At 56.3% G+C, this 22,351-nt stretch carries 20 protein-coding genes and 1 tRNA gene; 15 read left to right on the top strand and 6 right to left on the bottom strand.

What is annotated here, in order from left to right:
• Nucleotides 1-164 precede the first annotated feature (164 nt).
• The 7 genes from pnp (at nucleotide 165) to GGI48_RS10585 (ending at nucleotide 6,510) form a co-directional block, all read left to right on the top strand.
• A complete protein-coding gene (gene pnp, locus GGI48_RS10615) occupies nucleotides 165-2,270 on the top strand; it encodes a polyribonucleotide nucleotidyltransferase (RefSeq protein WP_016967781.1) in 2,106 nt (701 codons plus the stop codon).
• A gap of 117 nt (nucleotides 2,271-2,387) precedes the next feature.
• Nucleotides 2,388-2,463, top strand: a tRNA-Thr gene (locus GGI48_RS10610).
• Between the two features lie 166 nt (nucleotides 2,464-2,629).
• The gene (locus tag GGI48_RS10605; protein WP_179598213.1) at nucleotides 2,630-3,847 is read left to right on the top strand and encodes a tyrosine-type recombinase/integrase; all 1,218 of its coding nucleotides are present in this window, start codon (nucleotides 2,630-2,632) and stop codon (nucleotides 3,845-3,847) included.
• Complete coding sequence (locus GGI48_RS10600; protein ID WP_179598211.1) at nucleotides 3,844-4,581, top strand: hypothetical protein; 738 nt, start codon at nucleotides 3,844-3,846, stop codon at nucleotides 4,579-4,581. Before GGI48_RS10605 ends, GGI48_RS10600 begins: the two co-directional genes overlap by 4 nt.
• Before the next feature lie 112 nt (nucleotides 4,582-4,693).
• Complete coding sequence (locus tag GGI48_RS10595) at nucleotides 4,694-4,900, top strand: AlpA family transcriptional regulator (RefSeq protein ID WP_179598209.1); 207 nt, start codon at nucleotides 4,694-4,696, stop codon at nucleotides 4,898-4,900.
• A gap of 26 nt (nucleotides 4,901-4,926) precedes the next feature.
• The gene (gene trfA / locus GGI48_RS10590; protein WP_260620647.1) at nucleotides 4,927-5,784 is read left to right on the top strand and encodes a plasmid replication initiator TrfA; all 858 of its coding nucleotides are present in this window, start codon (nucleotides 4,927-4,929) and stop codon (nucleotides 5,782-5,784) included.
• A 237-nt stretch (nucleotides 5,785-6,021) separates the two neighbouring features.
• A complete protein-coding gene (locus GGI48_RS10585) occupies nucleotides 6,022-6,510 on the top strand; it encodes a hypothetical protein (protein ID WP_179598207.1) in 489 nt (162 codons plus the stop codon).
• Between the two features lie 13 nt (nucleotides 6,511-6,523).
• Here GGI48_RS10585 and GGI48_RS10580 read toward each other — a convergent pair whose 3' ends face one another.
• Genes GGI48_RS10580 through GGI48_RS10570 form a run of 3 tightly spaced genes read right to left on the bottom strand, consistent with a single transcriptional unit; the run spans nucleotide 6,524 to nucleotide 8,158 of the window.
• Complete coding sequence (locus GGI48_RS10580) at nucleotides 6,524-6,961, bottom strand: hypothetical protein (protein WP_179598205.1); 438 nt, start codon at nucleotides 6,959-6,961, stop codon at nucleotides 6,524-6,526.
• Between the two features lie 35 nt (nucleotides 6,962-6,996).
• Entirely contained in the window at nucleotides 6,997-7,923 is a 927-nt protein-coding gene (locus GGI48_RS10575) for a site-specific integrase (protein WP_260620646.1), read from the bottom strand.
• Nucleotides 7,916-8,158, bottom strand: a complete 243-nt coding sequence (locus tag GGI48_RS10570) for a hypothetical protein (RefSeq protein WP_179598203.1) — start codon at nucleotides 8,156-8,158, stop codon at nucleotides 7,916-7,918. Before GGI48_RS10570 ends, GGI48_RS10575 begins: the two co-directional genes overlap by 8 nt.
• Nucleotides 8,159-8,795: 637 nt before the next feature.
• On the opposite strand from GGI48_RS10570, the gene GGI48_RS10565 reads away from it, so the two are divergent.
• The 3 genes from GGI48_RS10565 (at nucleotide 8,796) to GGI48_RS10555 (ending at nucleotide 12,384) form a co-directional block, all read left to right on the top strand.
• Entirely contained in the window at nucleotides 8,796-9,113 is a 318-nt protein-coding gene (locus GGI48_RS10565; protein WP_179598201.1) for a hypothetical protein, read from the top strand.
• A complete protein-coding gene (locus tag GGI48_RS10560) occupies nucleotides 9,113-10,972 on the top strand; it encodes a hypothetical protein (protein WP_179598200.1) in 1,860 nt (619 codons plus the stop codon). Before GGI48_RS10565 ends, GGI48_RS10560 begins: the two co-directional genes overlap by 1 nt.
• Before the next feature lie 899 nt (nucleotides 10,973-11,871).
• A complete protein-coding gene (locus GGI48_RS10555) occupies nucleotides 11,872-12,384 on the top strand; it encodes a hypothetical protein (RefSeq protein WP_260620645.1) in 513 nt (170 codons plus the stop codon).
• A 28-nt stretch (nucleotides 12,385-12,412) separates the two neighbouring features.
• On the opposite strand, the gene GGI48_RS10550 is transcribed toward GGI48_RS10555, so the two are convergent.
• Nucleotides 12,413-12,805 carry a hypothetical protein gene (locus GGI48_RS10550; protein ID WP_179598195.1) on the bottom strand — a complete coding sequence of 131 codons (393 nt, stop codon included), beginning with the start codon at nucleotides 12,803-12,805 and terminating at the stop codon, nucleotides 12,413-12,415.
• Between the two features lie 622 nt (nucleotides 12,806-13,427).
• Nucleotides 13,428-15,260, bottom strand: a complete 1,833-nt coding sequence (locus GGI48_RS10545; protein ID WP_179598190.1) for an AAA family ATPase — start codon at nucleotides 15,258-15,260, stop codon at nucleotides 13,428-13,430.
• 903 nt (nucleotides 15,261-16,163) lie between these two features.
• Here GGI48_RS10545 and GGI48_RS10540 point away from each other — a divergent pair.
• Together GGI48_RS10540 and GGI48_RS10535 are read left to right on the top strand one after the other, a co-directional pair.
• Nucleotides 16,164-16,685, top strand: a complete 522-nt coding sequence (locus GGI48_RS10540; RefSeq protein ID WP_179598188.1) for a hypothetical protein — start codon at nucleotides 16,164-16,166, stop codon at nucleotides 16,683-16,685.
• A gap of 269 nt (nucleotides 16,686-16,954) precedes the next feature.
• A complete protein-coding gene (locus GGI48_RS10535; protein WP_042942084.1) occupies nucleotides 16,955-17,251 on the top strand; it encodes a DUF6388 family protein in 297 nt (98 codons plus the stop codon).
• Between the two features lie 40 nt (nucleotides 17,252-17,291).
• On the opposite strand, the gene nadC is transcribed toward GGI48_RS10535, so the two are convergent.
• Complete coding sequence (gene nadC / locus GGI48_RS10530) at nucleotides 17,292-18,140, bottom strand: carboxylating nicotinate-nucleotide diphosphorylase (protein WP_179598186.1); 849 nt, start codon at nucleotides 18,138-18,140, stop codon at nucleotides 17,292-17,294.
• Nucleotides 18,141-18,503: 363 nt separating this feature from the next.
• On the opposite strand from nadC, the gene GGI48_RS10525 reads away from it, so the two are divergent.
• The 3 genes from GGI48_RS10525 (at nucleotide 18,504) to ampE (ending at nucleotide 22,183) form a co-directional block, all read left to right on the top strand.
• Nucleotides 18,504-20,726 carry a DUF1631 domain-containing protein gene (locus tag GGI48_RS10525; protein ID WP_179598184.1) on the top strand — a complete coding sequence of 741 codons (2,223 nt, stop codon included), beginning with the start codon at nucleotides 18,504-18,506 and terminating at the stop codon, nucleotides 20,724-20,726.
• 63 nt (nucleotides 20,727-20,789) lie between these two features.
• Nucleotides 20,790-21,350, top strand: a complete 561-nt coding sequence (gene ampD, locus GGI48_RS10520; protein ID WP_179598182.1) for a 1,6-anhydro-N-acetylmuramyl-L-alanine amidase AmpD — start codon at nucleotides 20,790-20,792, stop codon at nucleotides 21,348-21,350.
• Nucleotides 21,347-22,183, top strand: a complete 837-nt coding sequence (ampE, locus tag GGI48_RS10515) for a regulatory signaling modulator protein AmpE (protein WP_016965095.1) — start codon at nucleotides 21,347-21,349, stop codon at nucleotides 22,181-22,183. Before ampD ends, ampE begins: the two co-directional genes overlap by 4 nt.
• The last annotated feature ends 168 nt before the right edge of the window (nucleotides 22,184-22,351 follow it).

Here is a 22,351-nt window from a genome sequence, read left to right as displayed (position 1 = left end):
ATGCGTCAGCGGTTTTTCCGCCGGCGTATGGCAGGCTCCCAGCCTCAAGTTTTATCTGCTGCACCGTTTTACCTGGACAATAAAGGCTGGGCCGATTCCCCGCATTGCCCAAGAATTTCGCAAGAAGCAAGTTTCCCCAAGAGCCACAAAGAAGGTAGGACACCGTGAACCCGGTAATCAAAAAATTCCAGTTCGGTCAGTCGACCGTCACCCTCGAGACTGGCCGTATCGCCCGTCAAGCCTCCGGCGCAGTATTGGTCACCGTTGACGACGACGTCAGCGTATTGGTGACCGTGGTTGGCGCCAAGCAAGCCGATCCAGGCAAGGGCTTCTTCCCTCTGTCCGTGCACTACCAGGAAAAGACTTACGCTGCCGGTAAGATCCCTGGCGGTTTCTTCAAGCGCGAAGGCCGTCCTTCCGAGAAAGAAACCCTGACCTCGCGTCTGATCGACCGTCCGATCCGCCCTCTGTTCCCAGAAGGCTTCATGAACGAAGTGCAGGTTGTCTGCACCGTGGTTTCCACCAGCAAGAAGACCGATCCGGACATCGCGGCGATGATCGGTACCTCGGCAGCCCTGGCGATCTCCGGCATTCCTTTCGACGGCCCGATCGGCGCCGCTCGCGTGGCTTTCCACGAAAGCACCGGCTACCTGCTGAACCCGACCTACGAGCAACTGGCTGCTTCGAGCCTGGACATGGTCGTGGCCGGTACCGAAGAAGCCGTACTGATGGTTGAATCGGAAGCCAAAGAGCTGACCGAAGACCAGATGCTGGGCGCTGTACTGTTCGCCCACGACGAATTCCAGTCGGTGATCAAGGCGGTCAAAGAGCTGGCCGCCGAAGCTGCCAAGCCTACCTGGGACTGGGCTGCTGCCCCAGAAGCCACCGAACTGCTGGGCGCTATCCGTGCCGAGTTCGGCGAAGCCATCTCCCAGGCTTACACCATCACCGTCAAGGCCGACCGTTATGCGCGCCTGGGCGAGCTGAAAGACCAAGTGGTCGCCAAGCTCTCCGGTGAAGAAGGCCAGCCTTCGGCTGCCGAAGTCAAAGCCGCTTTCGGCGAGATCGAATACCGCACCGTTCGCGAAAACATCGTCAACGGCAAGCCACGTATCGACGGCCGCGACACCCGCACCGTGCGTCCGCTGAACATCGAAGTCGGCGTCCTGCCCAAGACTCACGGTTCGGCCCTGTTCACCCGTGGCGAAACCCAGGCCCTGGTGGTTGCGACCCTGGGTACTGCCCGCGACGCACAGCTGCTGGACACCCTGGAAGGCGAGAAGAAAGACCCCTTCATGCTGCACTACAACTTCCCTCCGTTCTCGGTGGGCGAGTGTGGTCGCATGGGCGGCGCGGGTCGTCGTGAAATCGGTCACGGCCGTCTGGCCCGTCGTTCGGTCCAGGCCATGCTGCCAGCCGCCGACGTGTTCCCTTACACCATCCGCGTCGTATCGGAAATCACCGAATCCAACGGTTCCAGCTCCATGGCTTCCGTGTGCGGTGCTTCCCTGGCACTGATGGACGCCGGTGTACCGATGAAGGCACCGGTTGCCGGTATCGCCATGGGTCTGGTTAAAGAAGGCGAGAAGTTCGCCGTCCTGACCGACATCCTGGGTGACGAAGACCACCTGGGCGACATGGACTTCAAGGTAGCCGGTACCGCCAAAGGCGTCACCGCGCTGCAGATGGACATCAAGATCAAGGGCATCACCGAAGAAATCATGGAGATCGCCCTGGGCCAGGCCCTGGAAGCTCGCCTGAACATCCTCGGCCAGATGAACCAGATCATCGGTCAGTCCCGTAGCGAACTGTCGGCCAACGCACCGACCATGATCGCGATGAAGATCGACACCGACAAGATCCGTGACGTCATCGGTAAAGGCGGCGCCACCATTCGCGCGATCTGCGAAGAAACCAAGGCTTCGATCGACATCGAAGACGACGGTTCGATCAAGATCTTCGGCGAAACCAAGGAAGCTGCAGAGGCCGCGCGTCAGCGCGTTCTGGGCATCACCGCGGAAGCCGAGATCGGCAAGATCTACCTCGGCAAGGTTGAGCGCATCGTCGACTTCGGCGCCTTCGTCAACATCCTGCCGGGCAAGGACGGTCTGGTGCACATCTCCATGCTGAGCGACGCTCGCGTTGAGAAAGTCACCGACATCCTGAAAGAAGGTCAGGAAGTGGAAGTGCTGGTACTGGACGTGGACAACCGCGGCCGTATCAAGCTGTCCATCAAAGACGTGGCAGCAGCCAAGGCTTCGGGCGTTTAATCGTCCCTTAGCCTTACGCTGAACAAGCAAGCGCCCCGACTGGTTCGGGGCGTTTTGCTATCTGCGCCAAGGCTTCTGGTTGCCGGCCTCGGGCGCCGATGCTAGGTTTTAACCCACGCCGGTGTAGCTCAGTCGGTAGAGCAGCGCACTCGTAACGCGAAGGTCGCAGGTTCGATTCCTGTCTCCGGCACCAGTCAATAGATTCATGCAGTGCCAAGCAGTCGCATGAAATCCACCAGAAGCCCGCCTAGTGCGGGCTTTCTGTTTCATGCGGTGCCATCCAGTTCCATCCCAGCGCTTGTCCTTTGAGTACCTGTACGAGTACCTTATCGTGGTTCAATAATCCATGGGTACTCAGCATGCCTTTGACGGCACTACAGGTTAAGAATGCCGCTCCACGTGAAAGGGACTATGGGCTTGCCGACGGGGCAGGCTTGTTTCTCTGGATTCGTGCAGCGGGTGGCAAGTCGTGGCGCTTTCGATTCCGCTTAGATGGCAAGCAGTCACACATTTCGCTTGGCACCATCGAAAAGGTCACTCTTGCGCAGGCGCGACAGCATGCCTCAGAGGCCCGTCAGCTTGTGGCACAGGGGCGACATCCTGGGCTTGAGCGAAAGGTTGCACGAGCGCAGGCAGCGGTCTCACGTGCGAATACTTTCAAAAGCCTGGCGTTGGAGTGGCATCAGCACAAGTCGCCTCGTTGGTCAGCAGGTTATGCCACTGATGTAATCGAGGCCTTTGAACTCGATATCTTTCCGCAAGTCGGGTCTTTCCCGTTAGCTGAAATCAAGCCCATGCAGTGGTTGCAGGTCTTCCGCCGTATCGAGTCCAGAGGCGCTCTCGAAAAACTGCGCAAGGTTCGGCAGCGTTGCCAAGAGGTTTATCGTTTTGCGATTGCCACTGGACGTGTTGAGTACAACCCCATCGCAGATATCGGAGGGGCGCTTCAAACCCCAACGTCTCGACACTACCCCTTCTTGCCCATCGCAGAGCTACCCGACTTGATACACAGCTTTCAGGCATGTCCTGGGCACGATGTGGTGAAAATCGCTACCCGCCTACTCATTCTGACAGGGGTACGAACTGCTGAGTTGAGGGGAGCGCCCTGGTCTGAATTCGATCTTGATAAAGAGCTATGGGTCATCCCCGCTGAGCGAATGAAAATGCGCCGCGCTCATTCTGTGCCTTTGCCTAAACAGGCAGTGGCTGCATTGCGTGAGTTAGAGGGCATTACTGGCGGCTATACCCTTGCATTCCCTGGCCGGAACGATCCAGCCAAGCCCATGAGCGAGGCTGCCATAAATCAGCTACTCAAGCGCTCTGGTTACGACGGTCGTGCTACAGGGCATGGGGTCCGCCATACGATGTCGACTACTTTGCATGAACAAGGATATCGCAGCGAATGGGTCGAAACTCAGTTAGCGCATGTGGACAAAAACAGTATTCGCGGCACATACAATCATGCCCAGTATTTGGACGGTCGTCGTGAGATGCTCCAGTGGTATGCGGACCATCTGGATTCACTATCATTGAACAGGGTAGTCGTTTCCGCTGCATCGGTGGAGAGAAATACATGAATGATGAACTGATTCGCTTATGTGATCTTCTACCTATGTACTCTAATTATCATGGGGTCAGCTTTCCTGAGGCCGCATTTGGCCTCCACGAGCTTATAGATGAAGCGTTTCTTGCATATTTAGGTCGTGCTGAAGAGCTGCTTCCCGAACGACTATTTTGGGTTGGTGGGGTCGGTTCATCAAAACGATCAGCCAGGGGTTATGTATTAGGTCATGAAGGATTGGTCAAGTATTTTAAAGCTTTGTGTGAGCCTTCGGGTAGCACTCAGTTCATTAACTGTTTTTGTCATGCGGAATATGAGTATGTTAACGTTCCCGCTAGCATTGTTTACTCCTCGAAGACGGCTCTCAGCGAATGGTTAAAAAATGCGGGGGTTTCAGATTTTTCGTTTGTTTTGGGTGTTGGGGTGAGTTCGAAAGAGTGTGGCGGTAGCAGTGTTATTAGTTCTAAGGAGCTTAATTCAATTAGCTTGATTATTAATGGCTTGGTTGAGTTAATTAAAGAGGTTGATAAGGCTCATACAGTCCAAGGGATTGATGCAGCTGCTCAGATTCGAGCTGATGCTATCAAGCGTCGTGCTTTGGGCGTTCGTTCGGTACGCAAGAATTTTAACCCATGCATGGCAATTCTATCGTTAGCCGACGCTGCTCAGGTCGAAATGCCGAAAAGCCACAAGACTCTAGGGAAATTCATGAAAGGTCATATTCAGAGTGATATGGCGCAAAGCACATAATTTTTAAGAGTTTCTGGCATTTCCTTGAAAAAAAGGCAATTGCCACGACTAGTTGCCACTGGTGCCATTAAATCCCTAGCCATCCAATCCGGTTCCAAGGAGACCCGCCCAGATGGCTAGTCAACCAATCTCACCTTTACTGCTTCGTTTGCCTGGCGTCTGTGCCCTGGTAGGGCTTAGCAAATCTCAGATCTACCGGTTGATCCGGTCTGGCGATTTCCCACCAGGCGTTTCCCTTGGTGCGAACTCCGTGGCTTGGCCTGCCGAGCAAGTGCATGCCTGGGTGGTGCAGAAGATCAGTGCATCCATTCCTCAGTGATGACTGTGAATAAGACACTTACGAGCATGCTTGCTCGGATTGAGGCAAATCAGAAGCGCTCTCTTGCTAAGCCCCAAGAGGTAAAAGTTGAGGATGAGATTAATTTACTGCCGAACTGGTCAGAATCGGTACGTCGTGTTCCGAACGTCGCTCTACGCTCAGCCTTATTTGGTGCAATTGGAAAAGGAAATCGGCCATATGTTGAACAAATGGAAATTAACGCTATCGGCGGTGTCAGTATTTTCTATACGGGCGCACTACTTGATCAGGGTGATCTAGATGTGTGGGAGACGGTGTTGCACCTGGCGCGAATGCAGGAGTTGGGTTCGGAGTGCAGGGTAACCGCGTATCGGCTGCTGAAAATTCTTGGTAAAACAGATACAGGGAAGAATCGAAAGATTCTAGATAAGCATATTAGCAGGCTCAAGGCTACAGCGTTGCAGATTAAGGTGGGGATACATTCATATGAGGGAAGCTTTATTCATGAAGTATATCGTGCTCAAGATGAGCGAAGTGAGCGTATATACGCCATTCGGTTGAATCCAAAGCTTCATGTGCTGTTTAATGGCAGTCAGTATACCAATGTGAACTGGTCCGTTCGCCAAGCACTACATGGAAAGCCACTTGCTCAGTGGGTGCACGGATTTTATTCGTCGCATGCAAAATCTTATGATTACAAAATTGAGACCTTGCACCAACTATGCGGGAGTCGTGCGAAGTCTTTATCTGACTTCAAAAAAGATTTGCGCCGCTCCCTTGAAGCTGTAGCGCTTGCAAGCACCGCAGAGGGACTACCATTTAGCTATCTTTTGGAAGGAAATCTAGTGCAGGTTAAAACTACCCCAAGCGCTTCACAGCAGCGCTATCTGGCGAAAAAACGCTGATACCGTTCCAGCGCCCGTTTTTTACCGTCCCAACACCCTAGGCTGCCGTTCCAAGACCCCGGCGATGCCGTTCCAACGCCCATGATGCACCGTTCTAGCGCTCCTTGAGTTCGACTGTCAAATGGCGCTCTAGCCCAGTAAGGGTAGGGTATGCAGTGATTTTTACTGAGTACACTAATCTGTTATTAATCAATTCTAATCACTGCCGTTACGGTTGGATCCATGAGGTTTTCAAGGATGAACCAAGAACCATTGCCTAGCGCTTGGGTTATCGAGGAGGCGCGAACATTCATGAGAGCTGCTCAGATACTAGAGCAAAGGGCTACTGATGACCGCGATCCGAATCTGTTCTGGCCAGCCGTTATGAATTCGGCGCTCGCCTGTGAGCTGTTTCTGAAATCGTGCTTGGTGGAAGCTGACCCCCGATATCCGAGAACTGAGCATGATCCCGAAGGGCATCTGCGGCTTGCTGTGCGGATGCCTGGAAATGGTCATGGCCTGGCCGATCTGTACAACGTCATTTCGCCTGAGTTGACCAATCAACTATGCGAAATCTCAAAGCAAATGGCGCCAGATTTCCCCCTAGAAAAATGGATCAAAATAGCCTCGAGGCTATTCGTCGGAACTCGATATCCATACGAAGCGAACTCCGTCCAGAGCGTAGATTTGGAGGTGCTGAAGCTTGCTCCGCACTTGGATTGCGTGCTGGCGGAAATGATGCGGTGAGCCTAAACAGGACCTATGAGAGGGTATGAAAACGGCGAGTGCGCTCGGCTGTAAGGGCATGTCTAACGGCAGAAGCTGTTTCGTCGCCTCCGGAGGCCCAAGAGTCCATCAATGCGGTGACTTGATCCAGCCGGTCCTGCATTAACCGGAGTTGTTCTTGATCTCTGTAGGCGGCCCTCAATGCCACGTCGCGGTCTTGGTCAGAAATGGCAAGGATGTCACGCAGGCTTTCAATCTCTTGATGGTGACGTTTGGAAATGCCAGAAATATGGCCAATGTGGTGCAGCTCCATCTCTTTGAGTGCGTCGCTGTGCTCCTTAAGCAGAGCTTTATGCCGATCGACGCTTGCGTCGAGGGTGGCCTTGAGCCGCGCTCCGGACTTTTTGCTTTCCAAGAGCACCACTGCCAAAACGCCAATCGCGATCACCGTTACGCCAATGACAAAGAGCAAGCTACTGCTGATCCATGTGGGGTCGATGTTTATTCTCAACGCAGATAAACCTCAGTAATTTCCGGCCGGAAGTGGCCCATTTCCTGCGAAACCACCGCCAGTGCCTGTTTTCGCGTTAAATGACTCTGCAATGTCGTCATGCGCTCCTGGGCGTAGGTATGCCGCAGTCCATGTGCGCCGTTCGACCACCCGAGTGCGACTTTGGAAGCTGCGCTAACGCTTTTGCTCCACGGCTGACCACCGCCAATCTCGTAAAACTGTTGGTAGTTGATTCCTCGATCTTTGACAGTTCGTGGCCCTGTCAGCCGGGTTCTCTCTAGTCGCTGGGCTAGGGGGATTGGAATACGGACTTCGCGGATCAGCCCACCTTTCCCGTGAACGGTGTAGCTGATGGTCGATTCGCGAATTCCTGAAAACTTCATTCCATGCGCGGGACGTTGATCCGGTACGCGTTGGTGCGTTCTGCGAAGGCCGAGTAACTCATGGGCACGAAGGCCTGCGGCATACGCAATCTCTGTCGCCAGGGCATTGTGGGGAGCTTGACGAGCCGCAATCAATGACATTTGCTCGCCGTTGTAGGCTCTCGTTTGATCGGCCAGTCTGCGGCCCAAGGCAGGATGGTTTGTCGTTCCTGTGCGACCTATTGCGGTGCTCTTGATGACTTCAAGGGGCTGGCCCGGTGGTAGCCGGTGAGTGACATGCTGCATCATGGCTTGCAGGGCCTGGCGCTCCATATCCAAGGTTTTCTGGCCAACGACGGTCGCTCTTTGGCGGAGGTACTCAAGGGCACGGGCGGGCGTCATTTCACGGAGGCTGCCGAGTCGATGCTCCTGAAGGTAAGCGGTAATGCGCACCAAGCGTTGCTCATAATTGCGAACGGTGCCAACTGACCGGATGTGAGTGCCCTGGAGGCTTTTCATCACGGACGCGGCTTGTTTTGCAGGCTTGGCAAACTTAGCCACTCAGGCGATTCCGATGTAGCCATCGGTGTACTGTCGAACGCTGAATCTTGATGCCTTTTTCCGCGACCCAGCGTTGCAGTTCGGTGCCGTTGCAGCCTGCTGAATCAAGCTGTAACAGCTCGTACTTGTAGTTATCCAGCAATGAGCGACGTTGGGCATAGGTTCGGGGTTTTCTCCGAATCCTAGATTCGGCCTTGAGGCGTGCAGTAATGCTATGCGCATCGAATTCGCTCATGGGATTCTCTCTATCAGATGTAAGAACTCCTGACCGTTACCGGTTCAGCGACACACCATCCGTAGATGGTTCGTTGTGTGCCTGTTCGCCCCCCTTTGCATCAGATGCAGGCGGGGACTGTTCACGCCTACTCGGAGTCTCCGAGTGAGTTCCTGAATGTCCGCTCAGGTTCGTTTGCCATTGGGTCTGGCTGACCATGCTTGGTTGTCTTCTCTCCTTAAGTGATTGGTCGTTGATGGTCCCGACACATAGTCGGCGTTAGGGAGGGCGCACACGCGATGACGCAGGTGTGGCCGATGGGCTACTGCCCGCGATGACGCAGGCCGAGCCCCCTGCCACTGTCCCAACCCATGAATCACACGGGTAACGAGACTGCCGGGCAGTGCGGTTTGGTTCCCGATCAGCTTACGAAAATGGGGATGGGCAGACAACGCAATGTCGCTGCGTTGTATTTGTTGCGTCAAATCGGAATGGTCGAGTGTGCCCGCTATGTAGAGCGCCGTTTAGGCGCGTTACATAGCGGGCACATAGGCGCTGAAAAGTGAGACGGTAGTAACTGTATCGAGTTGAGTGGAGACGCAAGAAGGGGGGCGATAGGCTGGAGGTCGTTCAGCTTAACTTGCGGAGAAATGTGAGCATGAAACTGAGTGATTTTCTGGATTCAACGCACCTGCGGATGCCCTTTGCCACTAAGTGGGTAGGCAGGACGGGCATTGTCCTCGGGCCAATCCTTGGCCTGCTGCACCTGCTCGCTGCGGCAGTTATGCGGCCATATGGTCAGCATGTGGTGGAGCAGTACGATGCCGTTCAAAGCATGGGCAATTTGTTAGCTGCACCTGCAGCCCAGCATTTCATCCTGTTCGGTTTTTCACTGTGTCTGCTCTGGTTTGGTTTGTGGGCTGCCAGGATTGGTTTGGCCATTCGTAGCTGGATAATTCGGCGGCGGGCAGTGTAATGAGTGTCGCGTCGGCTGAGGATTTTGCCGGGTTCAACTGGGTATTCGGTCTATGGGAAAACGTCGCGTTGACGATCATGACCGCTACCGAACCACTGTTCGTTGCGCTCAATGAGACGAGTACTGAACTGATCGTGGTCGTGGGGTTTGGCTGGCTACTGCTGGTTATCCTGCGTTTAGGTGAAGGTGCAGGCCGTACGTTTTTTGCCGGTATCCTAATTTTCCTGCTTTTGGCGTATGGGATGAGACCGGCCACTGTGACGCTTCCTAGTGGTGCGTCAGTGCGGATGGTCGAGGTCCAAGCGGTTCCGCTTAAAATTGTCATGGCGATACACGTGATGTACCGGCAGGCATTTGACCAGGTTTTGAGCGACCAGACTGTGGCTGGCACAATCGTCCCTGCGCAGGCGGCAATCGACAATATGGTAGGGCGCTCAGCGGATGTGTTTGCGGGCAGCGATCTCGCCCGGCTAATCAGGGATTACAACGTCAGTTGTGCCCCTGCACCGGCTGAGCTAGCAGGGGCTGAGCATGCTGCCAAAGTGGAGGCGTTGCATGCCATTGGCCTGTTGGGCGGTGGCGGGCTTGGGATTCCGGATAAAGAAGTTGGTCTCATTGCGCAGGCACGTACCGGCCTTGGAGGTGCATGGACATACGTTTTTGGCTCCGCTGAAGAAAATGGCGGTTGGGGGGCCTACTTACTGGGAGGAGGAGCTGCTCGTACAGGTTTGGAGCATGTGCTCGATCAGAGAGCTATCCAGTCCCGCCGAGAGGCGGGTATACGAGCTTTAGAATCGGCAGGCCCCTTCATGGGGAGCGGCTATGCATTGCCAACTCAGTCACATTGGGCTGCAACGCTTGCAGGTCAAGAGGATGCGACGCCATCCTATTTGCCAATCAGCAAAATGCCTAATCAGAAATCGACAATCGTCGGGGATGACCAGGGAATCATGTTTCGGCCATCCAGCTGTGTCGAGGCATACCAGATCGCGCAGATGGGAGCAGAGCAGGCCTACCAAGCGCTGCGTGAGTCAGGTCAGGTCATTGCGGGTGGGCAGCGAGTTAGTGCAGAGGTTGGAGCCGTCAGTACCGCCGTGGCGTGGCAACGGTTCATGACTCGTTCTCTACCGAGAACGACGGGCATGTCGCATGAGAGCAGCGAGGTCGCCGGGGGAATATTGGCCGCTGCTCAGATGTTCAAAAACTTCAGTGGCTGGCTGGATCTACAAACGCTTCTGCCGGGATATGTCATCATGTCTGCATGGTTGTTTTGGATTGTCTTGATCCTCGGCCCGCTTTTCCTGCTACTGGCGCCTCTAAGAGGGGGTAAGATACTCGTTAATTGGCTATCTCTACTCCTTTTGCCGGTCATCGCGGTTATGACCGCTCAGATGATCACGGTTGCGATTTCACAAACTATGGCTGCTGTAGCCCTAGCGCAGGCGGGAGCCGCAAGTGGATGGACCGGAGTAGGGGCTGATTACGATGGTCTTCGTGGATTGATGTCAGCTGTAGCTGCTGTATCGCTTGGCCTTTCCACTTGGATCACTTCGAGTATGCTAGGTGTTTCGTTGGGAGGTCTGGCGGGCAGCCTGTCAGGCGCTGTGGCTACAGCCAGTGATGCGGGTCGTTTCGCTATGAAAGCGGTTGGTGTTGCTATGTTGGGAACTAGGTTGGCGGGGATAGGTGCTGCGGCTTCATCACGAGGTGGAGGTGGTTCGAGCCCACAGAACCGTGCCGGAGCGTCTACATCGGTCCCACGATCTGCCAATCCGGTGGGGCCTAATTCGATTCCACCACCTCGGCCAAGTAGTCAAGGTGCAGGGCGGTCGCTAAACCCCCCGAAACCTAGTAGGTAGAGTTTGGGCAGGAGGGGCGGCGTTGACCGCCCTGGTGCAGATGATGACGCCACGTTCAGTGGGGCGCGTCTGCACAAGCCCCCCATTCCGCAGGAGCTCTCGCGCTGCTGCATGTCCCCGGCAGAAATCTCAAGTTTCGTTCCGCCCAGGTATCGGTCCGCACCGCTTCACCATCGGCATGACAGTGAGTCACCTTTAGGCTGCCCGTCAACGATCACCTCGAAACCTGGCGCTACCATCGACATGTATTCGTGCCAACTAATGGCGCCACTGCCGCACCAGTGACAGGCCGATAGGATTCATCTTCACACCCTGTGGCGCCTTGTTATTTTCTTGGCGCACCTCGCGGCCTCTCAAGACATCGTTGCGGCATCCTCAAATCCCAGTGGGGGAATTCAGCATTTTTTCTAGAGCGCAATGACACACCATGAGATGGAGATAACTTCACCTCCAAATGAGGCTGGAGGTCGGTATGAAGCAGTTTTGGGTCACAGTTGTGTGTGTCGGCGCGGGTTTTTGGCTAGGGGCTCACCGTTTGGTTCCCCTATGGTTGATCGTCGTTCTGGCAGTGCTAGGCGCGGGGTTGTGGGGAGTGGCCGAGTGGATTGAGCGCCGAGAAGCGAATGGCGAGGGCAAACCATGATGCGAGCCGATCTGCAGGAGCTTCTGGTGCTCTCTGCGATGTTCCCTACCTGGTCGTGGAGGCAGACGGCGGCTCGTCGGGTCATCGTGGCCACTGAGGGCTCCGTCATCCGCCTGTACTGGATGCCGGCGCTTTTATGTCTGGACGAATTACGCTGCCAACTGTTTGTGCAGCAGCTCAATGCTGTGGGCGTATGCCATAGCTTTGGCGAGAGGTAAATTGAACAATGGCACATTGTCATCAAGGAGCGTGCTGGGTGAAGAAATGGAAATTAGCGTTACTGGCTATGGTATCTGTGTCTGTAGCTGGATGTTGGCAGGGCGACTATGCATTCGAGGGAAAGTATTTCGCCGCAGAAGGTGAGGACTGCACAACGCCGTCCAGCCCCACGGACCGGGAGCAATACTTTTTGGAGATAACCAAGCAGGTACGCAACGGCACTGCACTTTACTCGGCTAAATTTCCAATCGCGGCGCGGGCAGGAGCCCCGATTGTCGCCGCTCAAAGCGTCTCGGCAACAGACGATGATGAGCTTACCTTCAACTTCACCAAGCCAGAGGTGTCGGGAACGTTTTCAGGTAGCCCGGCAGTCGATATTGTCATCACCGTCATTCCTAACAAGAGTAAGGATGGTCATCTTTGGCTCAAAAAGGCAGAGCTCACAAGCGTGAGGAATGGAAAGGTCAGCGAAGCTGATCTTCTTGCGAACCTGAGAAGAGCCGCAACTATTGGCGAGACAGGTGCCTGCTTGAGGAAAGACAGCGACTGATAATGGGCACGGTGGGCCGTGTTAGTACTCAGGGGTGCTCACCCAATAGCAGGGCACGTAGATCATTGCGGGTTATCTTCGAGTCTCCACGCATTTCCATCACTAGAGATATCAATCGGTCTTGCCCTTGTTCGCTCGATGTTACGGCGCCTGACAACTCAAATGCTTTCAAAGCCTGAATGACCTTGTCTGATCCGTGGATCACGATCTTGCATTTCGCAAGCGCTGCATCAGCCAGCACCTTATGCCTATCTGGTGGATTTGCTGAGACCGAGCGCGCCACTGCCGACAAGTATTCTGCATACGCTTCATTCCGTAGCGAATGCCTACGTTTGCTGCGCTCAATCAGAGTGCCAGATGCGAATGCCAAAGCAGCGGCCAGAATGGCGACCAGCAAAGGAATCCAAACGGTCCAGGCCATCGTGCCATGCTCCTAAATGATCAGCGGCTCCAACTGCCGTTCAAGACGGTCAGCTAGTGAGGCGGTTTCTGCTCGATAGCTGGCCAGGCTGTGATGGGCGGCTGTGTCGAAAGGCATCGTGCCGGCGGCCCACTCCCGAAGCCCCCTGGGCTCTGTGCCCGTAAGGCTCTGGAACTCACTGAACCAGATGCCTTGCTGATACCCATGAGAATCGAGGCAATTCTTACACCGGACGCGCTTTACGTCCGATGTGCCAGTGAGGTTGTGGTTGTTCCGACCGCAGGCAGATTTTCCACTCTCATACATATAGTGCGTAATCATGGTAAACCCTCCAGCTCGGCTTGCCGGCGTTTAGATGCACGTTCAACGCATTCCTGGATGGAATCTGGCATAGGGTGGCTCTGGCCAGGTTTGGTTTTGCGCTCATGCTTGGAACATTCCCACTTTACTTTTCTCTCCTGATTCTTCGGGGGCTGTAGTGGGTGGTTCGAAAATCGCGGTTGAGGCCACCTCCCGTTTCGATTTGGTTCGAAACAGATCAGGCGCGGCCGTCCGATGTCAATCCGAAGCGTGCGGCCGCGCAGCGACTGCTGCCTGTAAGGCGCGTTGGCAGTGGCAGAGGTCAGGCGACTAGCTTGAGCAGATTCTCCAAAAGGTCCTTGAGTTCAGCGCGATCTACCCCATTCTCATGATACGTAGAGCGATCAATGATCTGCGTAGCTGTCATTAGCGGCCAGAACTTGTCAATCACATCGTCTGGCTTCATGCCAACTGCCTTGCCGATAATTTTTTTGGCGTCGCAAGTGTCTGTGAACGTAACCCTTTTTCCGCTTTGGGCATCGATCATGTCGGGGCACAAGTAGTTTTCGATTTCACGTTTACGCGTCGAGTAGAACGCTCTTCCCTGACCCTCGACTTCCTGCTTACGTTTCAAGATGGCTGCAACCTGCTCCGGGCTTCCGCCAATATCGGAGTCCAAAAACACACACCAAGGCAATCCGAGGTCGTCCGCAAGATTGAGGGTTACCCAATGCTTAACGCTACCACAGCCCCCAATTAGGATCGGGACGATTCCCGCGTCTTCCAAGCTGGATGGGAGGTGTCCCCCTGCTTTGAGGGTGTTTGAAGTGTGACGGAGGAAGGTGACGTCGGACTTGCCCTCCACTAAGACGACCCCTTTTGCTCGTTCCATACCTGTCTCGGGTAGTACGCCTAGACTCTCGGCGGCTTCCGTAAGAACTTCCTTGGTTGGCATTTTTACAATTGGGACGCCTTGTTCGTCCTTGGTTACGTAACGGATGCCGTCGATGGGCATCAGGCCAGCTAATGCAGGGACGTGGGTGGTGACGATGATCTGCCTATTGGTTTGATTGGATAGCTCCAGAAGGGCCTTCATCAACATCATCTGATAGTTGGGGTGCTGTGAGGTTTCCGGTTCTTCGATTGCGTAGATCACGTTGCGTGGGCTACCAGCCACTGCATTTTTTTCGGCTTCAGCTCGGAAGAAGTTCAGCAAAATGAGCCTACGTACCCCGCTGCCGCGTTTATTTATGGGGATGCCATTCTCGCCCTCAAGAGTAAAGCTGAAGCTCCACTTGGGCTTTTCTTTGAAACGGGGGGTCAATTCATTAGCCAACTCCGGAGCCATTTCTCGAAGTTTGTCGAGGGTGCGTCCAGCAACGTCCAACACACTGCTCTCGATCTGCCGCTCTAGCTCACTGATCTGCTCCTGTAGCGCTGCTTGGGCTTCCTTGACCGCCTGCTGTAGAGGGTTCTTGGCCTCGGCATCACCGTCGCTGCTCTCCCTGTCCGCCTTGAAAAGCGCGAATGTTGGCAGCAGCGCCTCGATTTTATCCCAAACAGATTTGCCTTCTGTGGACAGCCCCTTGCCTACATCAAGAAGTGTCTCTTGGCAGGCAACATCTCCGGCCGCATCGCGAATGGCTTTCCGCCATTGGGATGCCACCCGCTGATCTGCTACTCGATCAGCGATCTCAAACTGTGCGCCGAGCTTTTTCAGGTCGACCATTTTCAGACTGAGTAGGCTAGCGAGCGCTTTATCAGCCGGATGCTCACAGCGGATGGCTGTACTGTCCAGTTTACCGGTGCTCGCTTTGAACGTTTTGACCACCTCAAGGAGGCCAGCCGCATTCAACAGGTATTCCTGCGATAGCGAGGTGTGTACATTTTCATCCAGCACCAAAGCCTCAGGAAGGTCGTCAAACTCACAGGCAATCTCGAACTGAGTGAGACCCTCGGCTAGACTGAAGCAGTTCATATCACTCTTGTCGGGTTTGATGTCCGCGCTGTCGAAGAAGATGGCCAGTGCTTCCAGGATGGTCGACTTACCAAAGTCGTTTCGACCCACAATACCGGTCATAGATGAATCGATAGGAATGACGGTGGGTGTGCTATAGCCGCGAAAATGACTGAGCTTGACGGTCTTAAGGCGCATCGTGAGATCCCAGATATGTGTATGTCTTCGTTTCCTTACCAACCGCTGTCAGTCCTCAACGGCAAAAAGTGACGTCCATTCTGCCGGAAGGAAATGTCATCAAGAGGCCTAAGGCATCGATATGAACCCGAGGCGCCACTGATCCAGTGGAACTTCGAAACACAACCTGTAGGTAGCTGCGGTGTGGTTAGTCGCTCGGGTGCGCATCGATTATAGGTAGAGGATGGCAAAGCGCCAGGATAAGCAGGTGGCTCATAGGCATTATTTAGCTATCACAAGATTCGTGTTGGATTTGCTTGGTAAGCAGCGGTCTCGTGGGTATGAGTGCCTAATTGAGTACCTTAATGGAAATTGGAACGGCAGATAGGCTTTGTTCATTTGGCTTGTGTCTTCCGAATTCGACTCCTGTCTCCGGCACCAGATATCGAGTTTGGGGCGGTTTGCCAATGTTTAGCCCCGCCAGCAAAGTCCCTCTAGCGCTGAATGAGCGCCCTCGAAAGATACCTCTCTCAGAAAGTCCGGCAGTCAGGTTTGACTGGTGTTGAGTTCGCCGGTTGTATTCATGACTCATTATTGAAAGTTGCCAGGGCTTGCTCTGAAAGTTTCAGGCGCTGCTTTTCTATTGAGTTGGGCACTTCTGTAGTTGATTGTTGAGTGGTGTTTTTTAAAAGGTTCTTATGGTTGGTAAGTAGTAAGCCGAACTAAGACTTCACTTTTCTATATTTACTAGTGCTTATCGTGCTTCTGGCAGTTTGGTCGATGCTGCTTGAAGACTCATCTTTCGTGATGAAATGGGAGTTGTACTGGGTTCCTTGTGCGGGTACCTGATGCTGTTCATGAATCAAGTGGTGCCAGCGAACGGCATTGCCCATAATGACGCCCTGAAATCAAGGAGTGTTCAGCGTGAAGAAGTGGAAGTTGGCGTTAATCGGCGCAGTGTCGCTGTCCCTTGCAGCCTGTGAGAAGGCCCCCACGTATGAGTTTGAGGCGCAGTATTTTGCAATGGAGGGCGAAGAGTGCACGACTCCAGCGAATGTGAAAGATACTGAACAATATTATCTGGAGATCACCAAAGAAGTGCGGGGCAGAAGCGTGTTGTTCTCGGCTCATTTCCCAGCAGCTGCGAAGGCTGGACTGCCTGTTGTTAGTGCGCAAAGCGTCTCGCCCAATGATGATAACCAGCTGACTTTCAATTTTTATGAACCCAAATCAGCCGGGACGCCTCCTGAGGCTACAAAGTTTAATATCGTGCTCTCCGTTATTCCCAATCAAAGCAAGGAAGGGCACTTGTGGGTGACTAAGGCTGAAATGAATATTGCCCGCGATGGGACCGTTCAGCAGTACGACATCCTGGAAAATCTCAGAAGGTTTTTCGAACTCGGTAAGGCAGGCGTTTGCTTGAGAAAAGGCACAACGACCGGCTGAGCAACCTTGTTTCCTGAGGTTTCTTCTGGGGCTGTCTCGGGTGGTGGCCCGCAAATCCGCCGATTTTTCCCTCATGGGTGCATCAGGTCATATAAATCGTCGCTCAAAGGTCCTATATTCGGTTGCTGTCTGAGTACCAGCATGCTGTTTTCAGATGATCCCGAATGGTTCTGAAGGCCAGATAAATCGCCGTTTACGACGATTTTTTGCGGCAGAGAGATCCCAACGATCCAGATCCATCTTCCATTCCCATGATCAGAGAGAACGAGATGATTCCTAAAGAGGCAAGAATCGACGTAGCGCTTGAACGGTACCTGGCTGCCACGCCTTCCTTGCAAGAGGAAATCAGCGCCCTGAGCCCCGAAGAACAGAAGCAGCAGGCCCAATGGGCCTTTGAGGACGAGGCAGAGTCTCGCGGCATCGAGCCGTGGGAACTGGTGCTCGATCTGGTGGCCGAGACACCGGAGGAACTGAAGGCCATGCGCCTGGAGGTGCATCAGGAGGTTGCTGAAGCGCTGGGCATGGACCTCGAGGACTATCTGCAGCTCAACGAGATCGACGATTGAGCCTGACGCCAGCCTGACCCAGGCTGGCGTTTTTCATGGGTTACAGGCTCAGGCGCATGGACAGGTCCACAGCCTTCACGTCCTTGGTCATGGCCCCGATAGAGATGTAGTCCACCCCGGTTTCGGCAATCGGCCGCAGGGTGCTTTCATTGATCCCGCCACTGGCTTCCAGCTTGGCCTTGCCGGCATTCAGGCGCACCGCCTCGCGCATATCGTCCAGGCTCAGTTCGTCGAGCATGATGATGTCGGCTCCCGCCGCCAGGGCTTGTTTCAACTCCCCAAGGCTTTCCACTTCCACTTCCACCGGCTTGCCCGGGGCGATCTTGTGGGCGGTGCTGATCGCCTGGGCGATGCCCCCGCAGGCAGCGATATGGTTTTCCTTGATCAGGAAGGCGTCATACAGCCCGATGCGGTGGTTGTGGCAGCCGCCACAGGTGACCGCGTACTTCTGCGCCAGGCGCAAGCCAGGCAGCGTCTTGCGGGTATCCAGCAGCTTGACCTGGGTATCGGCGACAAAGTCGGCCAAATAGCGAGCGCGGGTGGCCACCCCGGACAGCAGTTGCAGGAAGTTCAGCGCGCTACGTTCGCCAGTGAGCAGCGAACGGGCCGGTCCTTCGAGGTGAAACAGCGCCTGGTTGGGCAGCACTCGCTCGCCGTCAGCCACTTGCCAGTGCACGGCGACCCGTGGATCCAGTTGGCGGAACACCGCGTCCACCCAGGCGGTGCCGGCGATGACCGCGGCTTCGCGGGTAATGATGGTGGCCTTGGCCAGACGTTCGGCCGGGATCAATTGCGCGGTGATGTCGCCGCTGCCGATGTCTTCCAGCAACGCGCGGCGCACGTTGGCTTCGATTTCGGCGGTCAGGTCGGCGAGGCGTAGATTCGGCATAACGGGCTCCACAATCAAGGTGCGCCGATTATAGGGGCATGGGATCGGCGAACCCAAGGCGGCAAGTGCCGGCGGGTCGCGGGCGAACCGCTCTTTCGTCGTTTTGTCTGATGGGGATAAGTGAACTTTCTTGGTTGGATGAGGGTTATTTCCAGAGAGGCGGCAGAGTCTGCTGGCGCAAGAGGGGAGTTTTACAAGATAATATGACTTGTAATTGACGTCATAGCTTTGACGTATCTTTGGCTCCCTCTTAAACGAAGTGCTGTGGAGTGCACCTGCCTCCGCTGAGAACCGACTGTGAGCGCCGTCGGCTTGACTGAATCTTGATCTCGAACCGAAGAAACACCTTTCCAGGAGGCTTGGATGCACAACGACGGGAATGTAGTGCCTTTGCACAAGGCGGCTACAGATCAGGCGAACGCTTCGCCGCTTGCCCGCCTGCCGGTGATTCTGCTTCAGGTTCGTGACAAGGCCGCCCAGCAACTGCGTCACGGTTTGCAGGAGCTGTTCGATAACGCCGACGACACCCTGTTCGAAATGGCCGACCGTGCCCAGAACAATGTCGAACAGAACACCCTGTTCGAAGCCATGCGCGACCTGCGCCTGAAGCGCAAGAGCATCGAGCGCGCGTTCCTGGAAAAGTTTTTCGAAGCCTTCGCCAGCCTGGTGCAATACGACCCGGCCCTGGTCATTCCCCACGCGGTGGCATACGACCCTTCCTTTGATCCCTCCCGGGATGACCTGGAAAAGAAGGTCGCGGTGCAGGCCATGGTGGCCAAGGTTCTCAACCGCGACGGCTTTGCCCTCGGGCAACTGACGGCGCGCCTGAGCGTGTTGCTGGGCCGGCGCCTGCTGGATGCGGAGAATCCCCTGGGACCGGCGCTGCTGTGTGAGTACTTCCTGCAGGCCGGGCGCAGCCTGGGGGTGGAGATCAAGGTCAAGTTGATCATCCTCAAGCTGTTCGAGCGTTACGTGCTCAGCGATGCCGAGCAGCTTTATGGCGAAGCCAACCAACTGTTGATCGCCACCGGCATTCTGCCGGAGCTGATGCCGGCACCGGCGCGTCGAGCCTCGGACCGGGCCCGGGTCGAAGCCCAGGCACAGGCTGGCGAAGGCGCCAAGCCCAGCCAATGCCAGCTCGACGAGAGCGTGCAGGAGGTTTTCGCCGCCTTGCAGACCTTGCTGCTGCAGGTGCGTGGCAGCGTCGCGCCGACCCTGGAAGCCAGCGCCGAGACACAGCCGATTTCCACCCGCGACCTGCTGCGCCTGCTCTCGCACCTGCAGCAATACGTGCCACCCCCCAGCGCCCAGGAAGATTTCGACCTGCGCAACCAACTGGAGCAACTGCTCACCCGGGTCAGCGTCAAGAGCGGCAAGTCGCGGGTGGTGGACGTGGCCGACGAGGACGTGATCAACCTGATCGCCATGCTCTTCGAGTGCATCCTCGATGATCGCAACCTGCCGGATTCCCTCAAGGCTCTGATCGGGCGCCTGCAGATTCCCATGCTCAAGGTGGCGGTGCTGGACAAGAGCTTCTTCAGCCGCGGCAACCACCCGGCTCGACGCCTGCTCAATGAAATCGCCGCGGCGGCCATGGGCTGGGGCGGTTGCGCTGACCATCAGCGCGACAGCCTGTACCTGCGTATCGAACAAGTGGTGCAACGCCTGCTGAGCGAGTTCAGCGACGATCCGGCGATCTTCTCCGAACTGCTGGCCGATTTTCTCGCCTTTACCGCCGACGAACGACGTCGTGCCGAGTTGCTGGAGCAGCGCACCCGAGACGCGGAGGAAGGGCGAGCCAAGGCGGAACTGGCCCGGCGCCGGGTCGAGCGGGCACTCAATGAGGCGCTGCTGGGCAAGGTCCTGCCGCACAAGGTGGTGGATTTTGTTCGCGATGCCTGGAGTCAGGTGTTGCTGCTCAGTTGCCTCAGGCACGGCGACGACTCCGTCGAATGGCAGACCGCCGAGCGTACCCTGCACGACTTGATCTGGAGTGTGCAGCCCCAGCAACGAGCGGATACCGCGATGCGCTTGCTGGAGCTGGTGCCGGGCCTGCTCAAGGGCCTGCGTGACGGTCTGAGCAGTGCGGCGTTCGATCCCTTTGCCACCAGCGAATTCTTCAGCCTGCTGGAGGCCCTGCACCTTCAGGCCTTCGAGCGCCAGGCCCTGGCGCCGCCGCTGCGCGGCAGTGCGTCGCTGGCCGAGCCGGCGCAAATGATTGTGGTGGCCCAGGAGATTGTCCTGCCTTCTGCCGAGGAGGGACCGCTGGAGGCTGCGCCCCTGGTCCTGCCGGCCAATGACCCCAGCGTGCTGCTGGTCGATCAATTGCGGCTGGGGGCCTGGGTCGAATTCCAGGAAGAGGAGGATACCACCTTGCGCTGCAAACTGGCGGCGATTGTCCCCCATCCCGTGGCCAAGTACGTGTTCGTCAACCGCACCGGGATGAAGGTCCTGGAGCGCACGCGCATGGGCCTGGCCCTGGAGTTCCAGCGCGGCGCGGTGCGGGCTCTGGACGACACCCTGTTGTTTGACCGGGCCCTGGAGTCGGTGATCGGCAATCTGCAGCGACTCAATCACGGCAAGTGATCGCAACCCGAGGGGGTAACGCGGCATACTGGGCCACTCAAGGCTTCAATTGAAGGAATCGGTATGCGGCTGGACCCTGCCACGGGTTGGTGTCACGGCGTGCGGCACTGCCCGTCAGTCAATTTCAATGAGCGTCCCACGGGGGAAATCTCCCTGCTGGTGATCCATAACATCAGCCTGCCGCCGGGGCAGTTCGGCACCGGCAAGGTTCAGGAATTCTTCCAGAATCGTCTTGATGTCACAGAGCACCCGTATTTTGCCGGGATCGCCGATTTGCGCGTTTCGGCGCATTTCCTGATCGAACGTGACGGCATGGTCACCCAGTTTGTCTCCTGTCTGGACCGGGCCTGGCACGCGGGGGTGTCGAGCTTCGAGGGGCGCGATACCTGCAACGACTTTTCCCTCGGCATCGAGCTGGAAGGCACCGACGAACTACCGTTCACCGAGGCACAGTACCGCTCCTTGAGTGCCCTGACCGAACAATTGCAGGCCGCGTACAGCGCCATCACCACACAACGGATCTGTGGCCATAGCGACATTGCGCCCGGGCGCAAGACCGACCCGGGCCGGGCTTTCGACTGGGCACGCTATCGTGCCGCCTTGGAAAAGGGGGAAGGACAATGAGTTTTCTGGTGTTGCTGCTGGCGGTGTGGGTCGAGAAGTTCTCGGCCTTGCGTCAGCGGGTGCAGCGTGACGGCTGGTGGCTGAAGAACCTGGCGCAACTGGAGTCCAGCCCGCGTCTGGCCGGACACCCATGGTGGCTGTTGCTGATACTGGTGCTGCTGCCGGTGGCCTTGCTCGGTCTTTTGTTGCTGGTGCTGCAACCGGTCGCCTACGGCCTGCTGGCCTTGCCGCTGCATCTGCTGGTGGTGATCTACGCCCTGGGGCGCGGCGACCTGCTGGGTGGTCTCGGGCCGTTTCGCGACGCCTGGCGGCGCGAGGACCTGCAAGCGGCGGTGCATGTTGCCAAGCGTGACCTGGACATTGGCGCCGACAGCGGCGAGCAACTGCTGGAGCGGGTGCAAGGCTATGTGCTGTGGCAGGCCTTCCAGAGCTTCTTTGTGGTGATCTTCTGGTACTTCCTGCTGGGGCCGGTGGCGGCCTTGAGCTACCGCCTGCTGGCCCTGGCTGCCGAGCACGGCAAGAATCCCGCCCTGGTGGAGCGGGCCGCGCAACTGCGCCATGCCTTCGACTGGTTGCCGGTGCGCCTGCTGGCGGCGAGCTTTGCCCTGGTGGGCAACTTCGTGGCCGTGAGCCGGGTGATGCTCCACGAGTTGCTCAACTGGCACATCAGCGCCGCCCAACTGGTGGAGCGGGTCGGCCTGGTGGCCGCCGAAATTCCGCCGCCCCTGACCGGCCCCGAAGGCATCAACAGCCTGGACCGCATCTGGGAACTGCTGCTGCGGGCCGCCGTGCTCTGGTACGCCGGTTTTGCCCTGTGGACCGTTCTCGCCTGAATCTGTGCCCCTGGCGCAGCGAGCCAGTCTGGCTCACTGCGCCAGCCCGGGCCACGGGCTCGATCCACCGCCCCGATCCACCGCCCATGCGCGGTTAACTTTAAGTTACAAAACCTCCCCCGAAATTGCGCTATACAGACGCAGCGCCGAATAGTGGCTATCTGCTGC

The sequence above is a fragment of the Pseudomonas protegens genome, assembly GCF_013407925.2.
Classification (GTDB): domain Bacteria; phylum Pseudomonadota; class Gammaproteobacteria; order Pseudomonadales; family Pseudomonadaceae; genus Aquipseudomonas; species Aquipseudomonas fluorescens_AP.
The sequence above is the reverse complement of the archived record's forward strand: the minus strand, read 5'-3'. Positions and strand labels throughout refer to the sequence as shown.